This window comes from Enterococcus sp. DIV0187, assembly GCF_051713785.1.
In the GTDB taxonomy this organism is placed as follows: domain Bacteria; phylum Bacillota; class Bacilli; order Lactobacillales; family Enterococcaceae; genus Enterococcus_A; species Enterococcus_A avium.
The window spans coordinates 851,693-866,536 of sequence record NZ_JBIOQO010000001.1; the positions used below are offsets into that span (position 1 = coordinate 851,693).

General features: G+C 38.1%; 17 protein-coding genes. 5 read left to right on the forward strand and 12 right to left on the reverse strand.

All coding sequences use genetic code 11. The features are described from left to right. Positions 1–6: 6 nt before the first annotated feature. The 6 genes from IGI52_RS04145 to racE all read right to left on the reverse strand — a co-directional run bounded on the left by IGI52_RS04145 (position 7) and on the right by racE (position 4,416). Entirely contained in the window at positions 7–597 is a 591-nt protein-coding gene (locus tag IGI52_RS04145) for a DJ-1/PfpI family protein (RefSeq protein ID WP_438780551.1), read from the reverse strand. 89 nt (positions 598–686) lie between these two features. Next, complete coding sequence (rpsN, locus tag IGI52_RS04150; RefSeq protein WP_016180155.1) at positions 687–956, reverse strand: 30S ribosomal protein S14; 270 nt, start codon at positions 954–956, stop codon at positions 687–689. A 210-nt stretch (positions 957–1,166) separates the two neighbouring features. Then, positions 1,167–1,655, reverse strand: coding sequence for a cyclic-di-AMP-binding protein CbpB (cbpB, locus tag IGI52_RS04155; RefSeq protein WP_016180154.1), 489 nt, complete (start codon positions 1,653–1,655; stop codon positions 1,167–1,169). A gap of 91 nt (positions 1,656–1,746) precedes the next feature. Then, entirely contained in the window at positions 1,747–2,259 is a 513-nt protein-coding gene (locus tag IGI52_RS04160) for a metallophosphoesterase (protein WP_016180153.1), read from the reverse strand. After that, the gene (rph, locus tag IGI52_RS04165; RefSeq protein WP_438780552.1) at positions 2,256–3,593 is read right to left on the reverse strand and encodes a ribonuclease PH; all 1,338 of its coding nucleotides are present in this window, start codon (positions 3,591–3,593) and stop codon (positions 2,256–2,258) included. Before rph ends, IGI52_RS04160 begins: the two co-directional genes overlap by 4 nt. Position 3,594: 1 nt before the next feature. Continuing rightward, a complete protein-coding gene (gene racE, locus IGI52_RS04170; RefSeq protein ID WP_277956733.1) occupies positions 3,595–4,416 on the reverse strand; it encodes a glutamate racemase in 822 nt (273 codons plus the stop codon). A gap of 140 nt (positions 4,417–4,556) precedes the next feature. On the opposite strand from racE, the gene IGI52_RS04175 reads away from it, so the two are divergent. Next, on the forward strand, positions 4,557–4,787 hold the full coding sequence (locus IGI52_RS04175; RefSeq protein ID WP_048719644.1) for a hypothetical protein: 231 nt from the start codon (positions 4,557–4,559) through the stop codon (positions 4,785–4,787). Between the two features lie 41 nt (positions 4,788–4,828). On the opposite strand, the gene IGI52_RS04180 is transcribed toward IGI52_RS04175, so the two are convergent. Genes IGI52_RS04180 through IGI52_RS04195 form a run of 4 tightly spaced genes read right to left on the reverse strand, consistent with a single transcriptional unit; the run spans position 4,829 to position 7,725 of the window. Further along, the gene (locus IGI52_RS04180; protein ID WP_016180149.1) at positions 4,829–5,479 is read right to left on the reverse strand and encodes an amino acid ABC transporter permease; all 651 of its coding nucleotides are present in this window, start codon (positions 5,477–5,479) and stop codon (positions 4,829–4,831) included. A 20-nt stretch (positions 5,480–5,499) separates the two neighbouring features. Continuing rightward, on the reverse strand, positions 5,500–6,144 hold the full coding sequence (locus IGI52_RS04185) for an amino acid ABC transporter permease (protein WP_016180148.1): 645 nt from the start codon (positions 6,142–6,144) through the stop codon (positions 5,500–5,502). Continuing rightward, positions 6,144–6,977: a transporter substrate-binding domain-containing protein gene (locus IGI52_RS04190; protein ID WP_438780553.1), complete on the reverse strand. Its 834-nt coding sequence runs from the start codon at positions 6,975–6,977 to the stop codon at positions 6,144–6,146. The genes IGI52_RS04185 and IGI52_RS04190 overlap by 1 nt, the downstream gene beginning before the upstream one ends. Before the next feature lie 10 nt (positions 6,978–6,987). Beyond that, positions 6,988–7,725: an amino acid ABC transporter ATP-binding protein gene (locus IGI52_RS04195; protein ID WP_438780554.1), complete on the reverse strand. Its 738-nt coding sequence runs from the start codon at positions 7,723–7,725 to the stop codon at positions 6,988–6,990. Between the two features lie 260 nt (positions 7,726–7,985). On the opposite strand from IGI52_RS04195, the gene trpS reads away from it, so the two are divergent. Continuing rightward, the gene (gene trpS, locus IGI52_RS04200) at positions 7,986–8,996 is read left to right on the forward strand and encodes a tryptophan--tRNA ligase (RefSeq protein WP_034877150.1); all 1,011 of its coding nucleotides are present in this window, start codon (positions 7,986–7,988) and stop codon (positions 8,994–8,996) included. Between the two features lie 65 nt (positions 8,997–9,061). On the opposite strand, the gene IGI52_RS04205 is transcribed toward trpS, so the two are convergent. Then, on the reverse strand, positions 9,062–10,270 hold the full coding sequence (locus tag IGI52_RS04205) for an NAD(P)/FAD-dependent oxidoreductase (protein ID WP_016180144.1): 1,209 nt from the start codon (positions 10,268–10,270) through the stop codon (positions 9,062–9,064). Positions 10,271–10,446: 176 nt separating this feature from the next. Further along, positions 10,447–11,349, reverse strand: a complete 903-nt coding sequence (locus IGI52_RS04210) for a prenyltransferase (RefSeq protein ID WP_127979132.1) — start codon at positions 11,347–11,349, stop codon at positions 10,447–10,449. A gap of 180 nt (positions 11,350–11,529) precedes the next feature. On the opposite strand from IGI52_RS04210, the gene IGI52_RS04215 reads away from it, so the two are divergent. From IGI52_RS04215 to IGI52_RS04225, 3 genes are all read left to right on the forward strand, one after another. Next, on the forward strand, positions 11,530–12,504 hold the full coding sequence (locus IGI52_RS04215) for a polyprenyl synthetase family protein (RefSeq protein WP_127979133.1): 975 nt from the start codon (positions 11,530–11,532) through the stop codon (positions 12,502–12,504). A gap of 140 nt (positions 12,505–12,644) precedes the next feature. Next, positions 12,645–13,214: a glycerol-3-phosphate responsive antiterminator gene (locus IGI52_RS04220; protein WP_438780555.1), complete on the forward strand. Its 570-nt coding sequence runs from the start codon at positions 12,645–12,647 to the stop codon at positions 13,212–13,214. Between the two features lie 181 nt (positions 13,215–13,395). Beyond that, the gene (locus IGI52_RS04225) at positions 13,396–14,844 is read left to right on the forward strand and encodes an NAD(P)/FAD-dependent oxidoreductase (RefSeq protein WP_270791281.1); all 1,449 of its coding nucleotides are present in this window, start codon (positions 13,396–13,398) and stop codon (positions 14,842–14,844) included.

The following is a 14,844-nucleotide window of genomic DNA, read 5'->3' on the forward strand; positions in this document are numbered from 1 at the left end:
TCTTTTTTATTGCTCAAATGGATACCCATATTTTTCCCGATAATCATAAAATCCTAAACGGTACAAATCAACTTCTTTTTTCGCTTCAATCAGATTATCTCCGATTAATTGTAAGACAAACTCAGTAAAATCTAACGCTGCTGTTCCGTTTGCTGTAACAAGATTTCGATCACTGACGGCCTGCCTTTCTATAAAGTTCTCAGGAGACCGATAGTTTTGAAAATCCTGCCACGAAACACGACTATTTCCTGTATGCTTATACCCTTCTAAAAAACCATGAAAAGCAAGATAATCTACTGCACCACAAATCCCAGCAACTGGTAAATTATTGTTTAGCTGTTTTTCGATCATTCGATAAAGTTCTTGATTTTGAATATTCCAAGAATCACCGCCAACCAAAACAAGCAAATGATACATCCGATCAATTTCTGAAAAATTTAGATCAACTGTTGTTTGTAATCCACCGATTGAATGTACCAGAGGTAAATTTGAAGCAGTCTGTATTTGCCAATCGTCTCTTTGATTCAGCAGACTCAACAGATACGCTGCTTCCCAATCAGCATATTGATCTAACAAAACAAATAGGGCCGTTTTCACACTATCTCTCCTCTCCACTTTGTTGAATACTTTCAGTTTAACAAAATTGGAGTAGGAAATCTTCCAGAATTGACTAGCTTATGGCTTTTTTACCAACTCGCTTTTTTAACACCGGGAATTTGCCCCTTATGAGCTAATTCACGAAATTTGATTCGTGACATACCGAATTTTCGCATGTAGCCTCTTGGTCGGCCATCGATTAAATCACGGGACTTTAATCGATTAGGATTTGAATCCCGGGGTAATTTTGCTAATCCCTCGTAATCTCTAGCAGCTTTTAATTTTAGACGTTCTTCAGCGTAACGTTCAATCAAAGCTTGTTGCTTTTGCATCTTGATAATTTTAGATTTTTTTGCCATTGATTTCTCCTATTTTTTATTCAATCAAGCTTAACCGTAATGGTTACTGTTTAAACACTTGATAAAAATAGCATGCCTATTGCTGAATGTCAATTTATCTGTATCCATCATTTAAAAAGCTAAGGGATTTATTTCACACAAAAAGAACAGACTCCACTTTAAGTACTTGCTTAGAGTGGAGTCTGTTCAATATAAAATTCAGTTTTTTAGTTAGTTTGATGAATTCGCGTGAAAAATTAATTGAGTTTCAGGATTTTTCCGCTGAAAAGCATGAAAGGTATAATTTACCGCCTTTAAAATTTCTCTACGTGTTACGATTCCACAGAATACCCCGTTGTGATCCAACACAGGTAAGAAAGAAGCATCTACTAATAAATGTAAAATATCTTCTAGTTCGGCATCTGGGCGCATCACTGCAACGTCTGTTTTCATGACATCCGCAACAGTTAATTCTTCCAAATTGGATGTATCAATACCATCGATCCCTAACATTTTTTTTACAATGTCATTCAAGCTCAATAAACCAACAAAATGATCCTCTTTATCTAAAACTGGAATCGTTGAATATCCAGCCTGCGACAACAGCAGTAACGCATGCTCTAATGGATGTTCCTTCATCACATTTGCAACATTTTCTGCCGGAATCATCATGGTTTCCTCATGTTCCATCATTAATTGTTCAATTGCGGGACTAATCATATGACGCCTCCGTTCTAATATCTTCACCTTATTTTACCGTAACGGCAAAAAGAAAGCGGTATTTCACCAAAAATTTAATAAAAATTAGGAACTAACGTTCAAAGGTTGCAGCTAACTCTTCAATCGGTTGATGGGCACGATTATAGTATTGAATACGATATTCATTGTTCTCGCTGTCAATGATCGCATAACTTGGGATACGCACAGGTCCACGTGGCTGTGAGATACTACCAGGATTTACGAATAAAATATTTTTATCAAGCTCCGCTACTGCTTGGTGGATATGTCCAAACAAAGCGATATTCGCTCCCGCCTCTTGTGCTTGTAAAGAAAGCATCGTAAGTCCAAAACGTACATTTGATAAATGTCCATGAGTCATGTAAATAACATCATCACCGATTGAAACAACTTGTTCCTTTTTATATCCAGGATCATAATCACAATTTCCAGTAACGACCGTGAAATGTTCCCATAGCTCATCATTTGCTTTCAATTCTGAGTCACCGCAATGAAACATATGATCGACCCTATCAACATAGCGATTAACGATCTCAACTAAGATGTTGCGATCACCGTGGTTATCACTAACGATTAAATACTTCATTTATTCCCCTCCAGCCATTCTTTCCAAGTTCTTTCTAATTCTTTGACTGCCATCCCACGATGACTGATTTTATTCTTTTCTTCAGAGGTCAATTCAGCAGATGTTTTATCATAGCCAGGAACAATAAATAATGGGTCATAGCCGAAACCATTATCTCCTTGTGGAATTCGCGCGATTCGGCCATCCCAATCCGCCTCCACCACTAGGCTTTCCTTTTGTGGTGCCGCAAAGATCAAGGTGCAGTGGAAGTGTGCAGTTCTTTGCTCATCAGGAACATTCGTTAATTCATGAAGTAGCTTCGCATTATTTGCGGCGTCACTTTTTCGTTCTCCAGCAAAACGAGCAGAAAAAATTCCAGGCATACCATTTAGCACATCAACGACTAAACCAGAATCATCCGCTAAGACCGGCTGCTGTAAAAGCTGTGCAATTGTTTCTGCTTTTAATCGAGCATTTTCTTCGAAGGTTGTTCCTGTTTCTTCGACATCTGGCAAATCAGGATAATCTAATAGTGTTTTGATTTGATAGCCTTCCTTTGCGAATAAAGCCGCAAATTCTTTAGCCTTTCCTGGATTACGTGTAGCAATCACGATTGTTTTTTCTTCTATTTCTACTGCTTCGAAAAGAGCTTCCTTTTGATAAGCTATTAATTCAGCAATTCCGGCTTTGCCATGTAAAATCAACGCGTTCAACTCATCATCATTGAAAGTAGCTTCTTCTCCAGTACCTTGAATCTCCACGAAACGGCCAGATTCAGTCATTACGAGATTCATATCAACTGCAGCCGAAGAGTCTTCTAGATAGTCTAAATCAGTCACGACAGTTCCATCTGGTAGCATGCCAACGCTAATTGCCGCTAAATGTTCTTTAATTGGATCTTCTGCTAATTCGCCACTGGCTAACAACTTGTTAACAGCTAAACGCAAGGCGACGAATCCACCAGTAATGCTGGCCGTTCTCGTACCACCATCAGCTTGGATGACATCACAGTCCACAATGATACTGCGTTCACCCAATTTTTCTAAATCAATCACGGCACGCAAAGAACGTCCGATCAAACGTTGAATCTCCATCGTGCGTCCTGATAGTTTTCCTTTCGAGCTTTCGCGACGATTACGTGTATTTGTGGCTCTGGGAAGCATACTGTATTCAGCTGTCACCCAGCCGGATTCACTGCCGCGTAAAAACGGCGGAACTGAATCTTCTAGTGTTGCTGAACAAATTACTTTGGTATCGCCAAAAGAAATGACGACTGATCCTTCAGGATGTTTAAAAACATTCGTTTCAATCTTAATCGGCCGTAATTGCTGGACCGCTCTTCCATCATGTCGCAAGTTATTCTCCTCCTAAATCAATGTGTGTCACATTCAAATTCGTAATATCTAACCATTCACCAGCGATATCTTTAAACATCTTAGGTGAGCCGGTTGTGTAAAAAGATCTCGATTTTGTTTCAGCTTGTTCATAATTATTTAAATTAAAATAATCCAATAATGTACTAACATCATTAACGGTTTCCGCCCCAGAATCAATTAATGTCACCTGTTGACCAATCACATTCTGAATAATTGGGCGTAACAATGGGTAATGGGTACATCCTAAGATTAATGTATCCAATTTTTCTTTTTTTAAAGGCACCAATGTTTGCGAGACAATTTTTTTCGCTACTGAGCTATTAAACTGATTACTTTCCACGATAGGAACAAATTTTGGACAAGCAAGACTAGATACATGAGTATCTGGTGCCTTTTCTTGCAGCTCCTGCTTATATGAACCACTTTTGACCGTTCCTAATGTTCCGATAATTCCAATACGTCCTGTGTTACTGGCTTTTAATGCTGCGCGCGAACCAGGTTGTATCACACCAATCACAGGAATATCAACAGCCTTTTTGATTTCATCTAACGCTACCGCCGTTGCAGTGTTGCAGGCGATCACAAGCATCTTTATATTTTTCTTCAATAAAAAACGAGTCATCTGCCAGGTAAACTCAATGACTTGCTCGGCTGGTCGAGGACCATACGGACAACGAGCCGTATCTCCAAGATATAAGATTTCTTCATTAGGTAGCTGACGCATGGCTTCCTTGACTACAGTCAAACCGCCTACGCCAGAATCAATAAATCCAATTGGTCTTTCATTTGACAAAACGCTCATCCTATCTTGTTACAAGTTTCATCTTATTTTCCACTTTTTAACGAAATATTTCAAGCCCTAGAACCCCGTCTTATAAAAAGCGTTTTCTTTTGAATGAATAACAATTAATGCTACACTAATTCTGAGAGAGGTGGATGAAAATGGATAAAAAAGAACTAACTGAAAACATGGGAAAAGTTTCTGCTGGTGATCGTAATCAAGATCCTGCAATCAAAGCAACCGAAGAGGAAACAGAAAAAAAGAAGGAAAACCGTAAAGACGAACATGAGCCTAGTGTTTTAGAAAAACTGGGAAAAACGGAAGCCGGCGCTATCTATGAAGATCCAGCTATGAAAGAAACTGAACGTAAAACAGAAAAAGAAAAGGAATAGAAAAAGTGAGGCTCTCATTCTTTGAGAAGAGCCTCACTTTTTTAATAGTTATATTTACTTGTTTCTAACAGATTTGAAACCACTGATAATAAATAGCAAACAACAAAATACATAGCTGTCATAGCAATGAACATCGGTATGACGTAATTGGTATTCTGTCCATAAATGATTTTCGCATTATGAGTCAGCTCTGGCAGTGAAATAATCACAGCCAACGATGTGTCTTTAATTAGAGAAATCAACTGACTCAAAATAGCCGGCAACATGGATTTGAAGGCTTGCGGCATAACTATCATGGTCAAGGTTTGGACATAAGTTAAACCAGATGACATTCCCGCTTCTGTTTGTCCAGACGGAACAGCATTTAATCCGGCACGGAAAATTTCAGATAACATCGCTGATTCAAAAATGGTCAGTGCAGCAACCGCTGCCCAGAAAATATTCAGTTTGATTCCAATTTGTGGTAAGGCAAAATACGTGAAAAAGATGATTAGTAATAATGGTAAATTACGAATAATATCAACGATTATGCCTACAACCTTTGAAAGTATCGGAATGTTACTGTAACGAACAGTTCCAGCGATTCCCCCAAGTATCATACTAAAAATAATCGAAACAACTGAAACTTGAATCGTCACCCACAGCCCATCCAAAAGGAATCGTAAATTAATCCATGAAAAAGCATCACTCATTATTTTTTACCCCTTCCTTTTTAGGCATTTGACCAATGCTTATCTAAATAGTTCATCAGATAAGACAATGGCAGTGTTAAAACTAAATAAAACAGACCAACGATAATGTACGTATCAAACGTATTAAAAGTCGTACTGGCAATCAAATCGCCTTGATACATTAAATCTAACCCAGCAACCATTGCCAAAATTGAAGAATTTTTGATTAAATTGATAAATTGATTTCCTAATGGTGGCACCACAATTTTAAACGCTTGCGGCAAAACAATGTAACGCATTGTTTCAGAATAAGAAAAACCCGAAGAGAGTCCTGCCTCCATCTGCCCCTTTGGAACTGTTTGGATGCCAGAACGGACTGTCTCCGCTATAAATGCCGAGGTATAAATCGTTAAACCGATTGTTCCTGCTTGAAAACCATCAAAGCTATAAAAATACATCGGTGCTACAACGTAAAAGAACATCACGATGATCAGCAAAGGAATATTTCGGAAAAACGCGACATAAGCCTTTGCTAGACTCCGAATAATCCGATTATGAGACAATTGCAGGATTGCCATTATCGTTCCAATAATTAGACTAAAAACTAGCGCCAATAAACTTGCATAGATTGTATACTTAAATCCACTGACGAAATCAGCTGAAAATGTTTGAAATAATTGTGTCATTAGAACTGCGCCCCCTTTTTCGCACGACCATCTGCATCTTTAGGGAACCATTTTTCGAAAATTTTATTGTACGTACCATTATCATGCATTTTATGAAGTGCTTGATTAACTTCTTTTAAGAACTCATCTTGCCCTTTATTGATAGCAATCCCATATGGTTCATTCGTGAATGTGCCACCAGTCAATTCATAATGATCATTTTCTGATGCCATCCCTAGTAAGATTGCATTATCTGTTGTCATCGCCTGACCTTGTCCAGATTGCAAAGCGGTAAATGCTTCCGCATAGTTTTCTAATTCAAGAATTTTGGCCTCTGGTGCATGTTTGCGAATGTTTATGGTTGAAGTCGATCCTTTTACTGCCAATACCGTATCTTTAGCTGTTAGATCTTTGATGTTTTTAATGTGACTTCCTTTTTTTACCAACAAAGATTGCCCTGCATCAAAATAGATGTCTGAAAAATAAACTTCTTTTTTACGATCTTCCGTAATTGTCATGGTAGCGATAATTGCATCGATATTCCCATTTTTAAGTAATGGAATCCGCGTCTTCGAAGTCACTTCAACAAATTCAGCCTTGCCGTCCTTGCCAAGAATTTCTTTCGTGATCGCTTTAGCTATATCTATGTCAAAGCCTTCAACTTTTCGCGTTTTTATGTCCATCATGCCGAACAAACGTGTGTCGTACTTCACGCCCCAGGTGATCGTTGGTTCATCTTTGATTCGCGTCGCGATATTTTCATTTGCGACGCTTTCTCCTTTACATCCTGACAACACTATTACAAGCAGCAATGGAAGAAATAGTAAGGAGAACATTCTTTTTAACTTCGACATAAACTGCCTCCTAATGATTAATTACTTTGCTAACAAATTGTTGTGCACGGACTTCTTGTGGCTTTTCAAAGAATCCTTTGATATCCCGTGTATCTTCTAAGACTTCGCCGTCTGCCATGAAAATGATCCGATCCGCTACTTCTTTAGCAAATCCCATTTCATGAGTTACGACGATCATTGACATGCCATCGCGAGCAATTTTCTTCATAACATTCAGCACGTCACCAATCATCTCTGGGTCCAGTGCCGATGTTGGCTCATCAAAAAGCAGCAAGTCGGGATTCATCGCTAAACCACGGGCGATGGCGATCCGTTGTTGCTGTCCTCCAGATAACATGGAAGGATATGAATCCTTCTTATCTAACATATCCACTCTATCTAACAGTTTCTCAGCAGCCTTTGTTGCTTCCTCTGGCGACTGCTTTAAGACTTTGATTGGCGCTAACGTAATATTTTCTAACGCGGTTTTATTAGGATAGAGATTAAAATGTTGAAAAACCATTCCAATGTTTTTCCGAATATCTTTTAATTTTACTTCTTTACTATGGAGATTCTTATTATTTACGAGCAACTCTCCAGAAGAAATATCTTCTAGTCCATTAATGCATCGAAGCATTGTGCTCTTTCCTGATCCAGATGGTCCGATCACCACGACGACTTCGCCCTTTTCAAAGGACAAGTTAATCTTTTTTAAGGCATGAAACTTCCCATAGTATTTTTCCACATGCTTAAATTCAACCATTGGCATGTCTTACCACCTCATTTTCCTTATCGTTCTCTAATTTTTCCAATGTGAGCTTAATTATAAGCTAAGTTTTTTTACTTTGTAAAGAAAAAAACTCAATGTTCGAAAAAAATATTTCAATTTTTTCCACTTTCATGTAACGTTTGTTAACATCAATAAGGTTTCGTTTAGGATAAAAAATAGTAATATGAGTTGTCATGTTTGAAAAAAAAAGGTAGTATTTGAAGAGACTATTGAAAGAATTTTTACGAAAAGGTGAGTTAATGAAAAATACCATTTTGACTGGAGATCGTCCAACTGGACAATTACATTTAGGCCACTATGTTGGCTCGTTGAAAAATCGTGTACGAATGCAAGAAGACCCTGAAAACGAGCTATTTATTATGATAGCTGATATGCAAGCTTTGACTGATAATGCGAAGAATCCTGAAAAAGTTTCCTCTAATGTTTTACAGGTTGCGCTTGATTACATGGCAGTAGGTTTGGATCCTAAACGCTCCACTCTCTTTATTCAATCGCAAATTCCTGAATTAGCAGAACTGACGATGTACTATTTGAACTTAGTGAGCGTCGGACGTGTTCGGCGTAACCCAACAGTTAAATCAGAAATTGAGCAAAAGAAATTTGGAGAAAGCGTTCCTACAGGTTTCTTCATTTATCCTGTATCTCAAGCTTCAGATATTACAGCGTTTAAAGCAAATCTTGTTCCAGTAGGCGAAGATCAAAAACCTATGTTGGAGCAAACACAAGAAATTGTTCAAAGTTTCAATCATACTTACGGCGATGTACTTGTCGAACCAAAAGGCGTTTTTCCAGAAAAAGGTCAAGGGCGTTTACCAGGTATTGACGGAAATGGCAAAATGAGTAAATCGTTGGGCAACGGTATTTACTTAGCCGATTCTGCTGATGTTCTAGCAAAAAAAGTTATGAGTATGTATACCGATCCAAATCACATTCATGTGGAAGATCCAGGCCAAGTTGAAGGCAATATGGTTTTCACCTATTTAGATGTTTTCGGTAAGGACAAAGAAAAAATTGCTGAGCTTAAAGAAAACTACCGTCGCGGTGGACTTGGCGACGTTAAAATCAAACGTTATTTAATAGATGTCTTAGAAGCTGAATTCGGACCGATTCGCGCACGTCGGGAGGAGTTTGCTAAAGATCCAGATGCGATCATGCAAATGTTGAAAGAAGGTAGCGAAAAGGCACAAGCTGTTGCTGCTGAAACTTTGGCTGAAGTGAAGCGAGCGATGGGCATCAATTATTTTGGCTAATATGAAAAGCACTCGGATTAAAATTTCGAGTGCTTTTTTATACGATTCATTTCTTGTTTTTCGGTTTAATGATAGAAATCAAAACGACCTTTCGCCATTACTTCTTTAACACCGCCTGTTTCAAATAGCGAGCGATCCATAATCGCTTTTTTGATAAATGATGCAGGATAAGCTGTTACTTCTGTGCTACCCACGACCCCAAAGGCATGTGTGTTCCCAATCGACGCGACAGACCCTAATGATTTGAATGAAAATGGCTTACTTGGCTCACCTTTTAGTTGATTCAAAATATCCTTGCCAGCGTATGAACCCATTTTCAACGCAATTTGTGCAGTCGTTGGATAAGGTCGGTTACTTGCTGGATCCATCACTGCTGAGACATCTCCCAGTAAATAGACGTCATCGTGATTTGGATCAGTTAAATTTGGCTTGACCATCACACGGCCGCGGCGTTCCTCGAAGCCCGAATCTCCTACTACATGACTTCCGCTAACTCCAGTCGTCCAAATAATCGTTTTGGCTTTAAGTGCAACAAGATCATTTTCATCGTCTCTTGAATTTTGATAAATAACTGCGCCTGGTTCAACCTTTCTGATAGGTTTACCAGTCAATAATTTAACATCCCATTTATCTAGATATTTTAAACAGTATTGCCCTAACTTATCACTAAACATTGGCAAAATCTTATCAACGGCTTCTACGCAATAAATTTGGATGTCACTAGGTTTGACACCAGCTATATCTGCGAAATTTTTACTACCTTCAACTAATGCTCCGACCAGTTCAATTCCTGTAAAGCCCGCGCCGCAAACAACGATTCGTAAATATTCCTCATTTTGAGTTTCTTTATAATTCTTCATTTGTTCTAGAATATGTTTATGAACTTGATCAGCAGTTTTCACATCTACCATTTCAAGGGAGTTTTCCTTTACACCAGGGATGCCAAACGATTCAGATTGAAATCCTAGAGCTACAATCAAGTAGTCGTAATTCAGCGTTTGATTTTCTAAGTAAACTTTTTTTTGATCCGCATCAATTTTTTCTACTGTATCTTGAATGAAAGTTGTTTTATTGGGATTGACCACATCTTTTATACTATAGCAAATTTTTTCATCTGGTTGCGTACCAGCTGCAACTTCATGAAGACTTGTTGATTCATAATGATAATCATTCCGATCAACTAAAGAAATATGGATATCTGCTCCAGATTTTTGTAATACATGCAAAGCCCGCAATCCTGCGTAACCCGCGCCTAATATAGCGATTTCTTTCATTTTTTGTTTCCTCCTTATTCGTCTTTAATAAATTATTTCTCAGAAAAAAATTAGTCCGATTCGAATCCTGTATATCAATCTATACTTCGCATCGTCTATTCTTGAGCTAGCTCGTGTGTCAGTTCAAATTTTTCTGACGTAAATATTCGAACTGACAAAATTAAATTGATCTCTTTTTAAAATAGAAACGTCAATGCAAAGCTAATCATTTGTGTAGCAGCCCCAACTGCTAAGATTCTAACTGCGCAAATGAACGTTTCACTCTTAACTTGCTTTGTAAGAAATATTTGAACCTGTTTGTTAATAAACGGTGCGGCTATAAAGGTACCCAGCATAGACCATGGTGCAACTCCAATTAACACCGAAATTAGAATAGCTAGAAAAGCGATGACATTCATCCCTACAAATAAATGAAGTGCCTGTTGCTTTCCTAAATAATGAACCAAAGTAAAGCGATTGTTCTTTTCGTCTTCTTCTAAATCACAGATATTGTTTGCCAACATTAAATTTGCAATCCACAACGTATTTGGTAACGAAATCAGAAAAACTCCACCTAAATTAGTAAAGTTCCACTGAAATACTTCGTACGTATTCAGATAGACACACAAAAGTGTAATCATAAACCCCATTGTTAAACCAGAAAAAACTTCACCCAATGGCAGACTGGATAATGGTCTTGGACCAGACGAGTAAAAAATTCCAACCCCATAGCAAAATAACCCCATCAATAAAAAAGGCCATCCGACTAAGAAAGACAAACCGATTCCAATCAGTGCCGAAACAATGATCATTCCAATCATCATTCGGAAAACAATTGTTAAATCTAAGTTCTCTCTTCCAATGATATTGGTTTTTTCTCGATAGTCGTGAATTTCCGTCGCATGGTGATAGTCATTGTAATTATCCAGAATATCGACAGCCATATTAAAAATGAACATCGCGATAAAATACAACAGGACTAAACCTAAATGAAGTTTGTGAAAATTATACAGGCTAAAACAAATCCCAATAAAAAAAGGCAGGACACTCGCGGTTTTCGCTTTAAATTCCACGAGTTCCAAGAAAACGGTTAAATTCATTTCACCCAACTTTCTTAAATTTCTTTTCGTATTTATTATGCTATTTTTATACTTTTTCTTCAAAAGATTTGCTTGTCAATCATACGTGTCCTTTCAATAAACATTCATTAAGCATTCTAGTAGTCATTAATAGCGCTATGCGCTAAAATATAAATGAAAACGTTGTAAGAAGGAGTTCCCATGCTAGATTATTGGAATGAATATCCCAAAATACAGGAAAATCTAATTCAAGTTAAGAAATTGATCTCACAAAGACTTGTTATTAATAATAAATCGATTGAAGAGGCCATCACAAAATTTTCTTCTACAGGAGGAAAAATGATTCGTCCGGCACTCTTCTTTCTTTTCGCTGATTTTGGAGAAAAAAAAGACTACGAACAATTAATAAAAGTCGCAGCTTCGCTTGAATTGCTGCATTCTGCTACGCTTGTCCATGATGATATTATTGATGACTCTCCTACACGTCGAGGAATGCCCTCGATCCAAACACGCTTTGGAAAAGACGTCGCTGTTTACACTGGAGATTTTATGTATACTAGTTACTTTGAATTACTCGCCGAATGTATGAGTCATACTCCTTTTCTATTGAAAAACGCTCAAGCAATGAAAAAAGTTCTTCGGGGCGAATTGACACAGATGACTTGTACATTTAATCCCGATCAAACTGTCAACGATTATTTACGGAACATCAATGGGAAAACGGCTGAACTTATTCGTCTTAGTTGTCATGAGGGCGCCTATTTTGGTGGCGCTGATAAAATCTTACAGGCTCGAGCAAAACGGATAGGATCGGCTATTGGTTTAGCCTTTCAAGTTTATGACGACATTTTGAATTTTTCCTTAGCATTAGGAAATAACCAAAAGCCTATTTTAACTGATGTACAACAAGGTATTTTTACTTTACCTTTATTGATTGCTCGAGATAGTCAGCCTACTGTTATTCGACCTTTCCTAGAAAAGCCTGAAACATTATCACGTAATGATTTGATACAACTGGCTTATTATGTAGAAAGTTTCGGTGGAATAGCTGGCTCACTTGATTTTGCTCAGAAACTAACGAAAAAGGCGTTAGCGGAAATACATGAATTACCCGATACCAAAAGCAAAGAGGTTCTAAGACATGTTTCTATGCAATTATTAGAAAGAACCTATTAAAAATTTGCTGTCTTTTCTGAATAAACGGTTCAAAGCTCTTAATTCGAGAGCTTTTTCTTATAGGTCGTATAAAGAGAGCTATCTCTTCCTTTTTTCTCATGGTAAAATGAAAACGGAGAAAGCATAAGGAGCTACGATATATGAACACTCATGAACTTTATAAAAAATTGGAACTCTCACCAGTAATAGCAGCCGCAAAAAACGAACATGAGCTTGAAGCCGCTGTGAATTCTGAAGCTGAGGTTATTTTTATTTTGCAATCACACCTAATGGAGTTAGCAGAACTATCCCAAAAAATCAAAGCAAGTGGAAAAGCGGCAATTCTTCATGCTGATTTGGTCAAGGGATTGTCTTCAGATGAAAAAGCCATTGATTATATAAAAAAGGCTACTTCATTTGATGGAATTATTTCAACGAAACCAGCAATCATTCGCCATGCTAAAAAGCATCAATTATTAGCTATCCAGCGTTTCTTTCTACTAGACTCTTCTGCTTTAGAGAATGTGGAACGTCAATTGAAATATACTGAGGCAGATTTAGTAGAAGTTCTTCCCAACGTTTCGCCAAAAATCATTAAACAGCTCGTTCATCATTCGAAAAAACCATTGATTGTTGGCGGCTTGATTCGGGACAAAGAAGACATTATGGGTGCTCTAGGTGCAGGAAGCCTCGCTGTATCAACAACTGCAAGTGCAATTTGGTCAATTTAACGATTGTTGATTTTTTCTAAAGGTGTTATAATACAGATAAGTTAATAACTGCTAGAGATAAAAAGAGTATAGCGGCAAACGTCAACAAACATTGGCGTTTGTTCCCTATACTCTTTTTTCATGCGCGTTGGAGGAGATATAACGGGAGCTGTTGACTCTATTATTGGGAGGGAAATCTATTATGTACGACGTAATTGTAATTGGATGTGGTATTGTGGGTGCTGCCACTGCCTATGAATTGAGTAAGTATCAACTAAAAACTTTAATTTTAGAGGCTGAAAATGATGTTAGCCTAGGTGCCACTAGGGCTAATAGTGCAATCATGCATGCTGGCTTCGACCCAGAACCAGGTTCACTGATGGCAAGATTAAATGTTGAAGGTGCTGAACGGGCAAAAGAACTCTGTAAAAAACTTTCTGTGCATTATGACCAAATTGGTTCTCTTGTAGTCGCCTTTTCGGAGGAGGAACTCGCACTTATCAAAACACTCTATGATCGTGGCGTAAAAAATGGCGTGAAAGATCTTGAGCTTTTAAATCAAGAAGAGCTTTTAAAAAAAGAACCGAACCTTTCGCACGAGAGCCTAGGCGCTCTTTATGCTCCCACTGCGGCAATCGTAAATCCGTGGGAATTTTGCCTTGCTTTAGCCGAAACTGCTGTTAAAAATGATGTAGAGATTGCTTTGAATAATCGCGTAACAGACATCAAGAAACTTGATGATGGCTATGAAATTACTACCACCAAATCGACTTATCAAACAAAATATGTTTTTAACGCTGCTGGTGTTCACTCGGATGACATTCATAACTTGATTGCTGAACCGAATTTCGAAATTACACCAAAACGTGGTGAATATTACCTGTTGGATAAATCAGAAGGTAAGGTGGTTAATCATGTAATTTTCCAATGTCCATCTAGCGTCGGAAAAGGTGTATTGATTAGCCCAACGGTTCATGGAAATTTAGTCGTCGGCCCTAACTCAGAAGCCGTCTCACACAATGATTTGGATACTGGAAGAGATACTGGAAATACGTCAGCAGGTTTAAGGTCTGTTGCAGAATTAGCCAGAAAATCGGTACCCGATCTTAATTTACGGCAATCGATTCGAAACTTTTCGGGAGTTCGAGCGAATAATTCTACTGGAGATTTTGTTTTACAGGAAGCTGACTTTGGCTTTATCGATTTGGCTGGAGTCAAGTCCCCTGGTCTCACCTCTGCGCCAGCAATTGCATTGTACGGAATTGAAATGTTGGAAAAATCTGTTAATGAAAAATTTACTCTGAAGAATACCTTTATTGATTCTCGTGAAAAAATAGTTTTTCAAGAATTGGATTCTGCTGAAAAAAACACTGTTATCTCAAAAAATAATGATTACGGCAGAGTTGTTTGTCGTTGTGAAACCGTTACAGAAGGTGAAATCAGAGCGGCAGCACAGTCGCCTATCTCTCCTGTCTCTGTAGACGGAATCAAGCGGAGATGCAATGCTGGAATGGGACGATGCCAAGGAGGTTTTTGTGGTCCTAGAGTCGTCGAGATTTTAGCTGACGAACTGAACAAATCACCTTTGGATATTCTGCAAGACCGTGAAGGCAGTTATATTTTAGTCGAAGCAACAAAAGGAGGACGTTGA

Bases quoted from the DNA above. Each gene is read 5' to 3' on its own strand.
- IGI52_RS04175 (WP_048719644.1), top strand. From the start codon at position 4,557: ATGGATAAAAAAGAACTAACTGAAAACATGGGAAAAGTTTCTGCTGGT.
- racE (WP_277956733.1), bottom strand. From the start codon at position 4,416: ATGAGCGTTTTGTCAAATGAAAGACCAATTGGATTTATTGATTCTGGC.
- IGI52_RS04195 (WP_438780554.1), bottom strand. From the start codon at position 7,725: ATGCCAATGGTTGAATTTAAGCATGTGGAAAAATACTATGGGAAGTTT.
- IGI52_RS04160 (WP_016180153.1), bottom strand. From the start codon at position 2,259: ATGAAGTATTTAATCGTTAGTGATAACCACGGTGATCGCAACATCTTA.
- IGI52_RS04220 (WP_438780555.1), top strand. From the start codon at position 12,645: ATGAACACTCATGAACTTTATAAAAAATTGGAACTCTCACCAGTAATA.
- cbpB (WP_016180154.1), bottom strand. From the start codon at position 1,655: ATGATTAGTCCCGCAATTGAACAATTAATGATGGAACATGAGGAAACC.
- IGI52_RS04190 (WP_438780553.1), bottom strand. From the start codon at position 6,977: ATGTCGAAGTTAAAAAGAATGTTCTCCTTACTATTTCTTCCATTGCTG.
- IGI52_RS04210 (WP_127979132.1), bottom strand. From the start codon at position 11,349: ATGAATTTAACCGTTTTCTTGGAACTCGTGGAATTTAAAGCGAAAACC.
- IGI52_RS04185 (WP_016180148.1), bottom strand. From the start codon at position 6,144: ATGACACAATTATTTCAAACATTTTCAGCTGATTTCGTCAGTGGATTT.
- rpsN (WP_016180155.1), bottom strand. From the start codon at position 956: ATGGCAAAAAAATCTAAAATTATCAAGATGCAAAAGCAACAAGCTTTG.
- trpS (WP_034877150.1), top strand. From the start codon at position 7,986: ATGAAAAATACCATTTTGACTGGAGATCGTCCAACTGGACAATTACAT.
- IGI52_RS04180 (WP_016180149.1), bottom strand. From the start codon at position 5,479: ATGAGTGATGCTTTTTCATGGATTAATTTACGATTCCTTTTGGATGGG.
- IGI52_RS04205 (WP_016180144.1), bottom strand. From the start codon at position 10,270: ATGAAAGAAATCGCTATATTAGGCGCGGGTTACGCAGGATTGCGGGCT.
- IGI52_RS04225 (WP_270791281.1), top strand. From the start codon at position 13,396: ATGTACGACGTAATTGTAATTGGATGTGGTATTGTGGGTGCTGCCACT.
- IGI52_RS04215 (WP_127979133.1), top strand. From the start codon at position 11,530: ATGCTAGATTATTGGAATGAATATCCCAAAATACAGGAAAATCTAATT.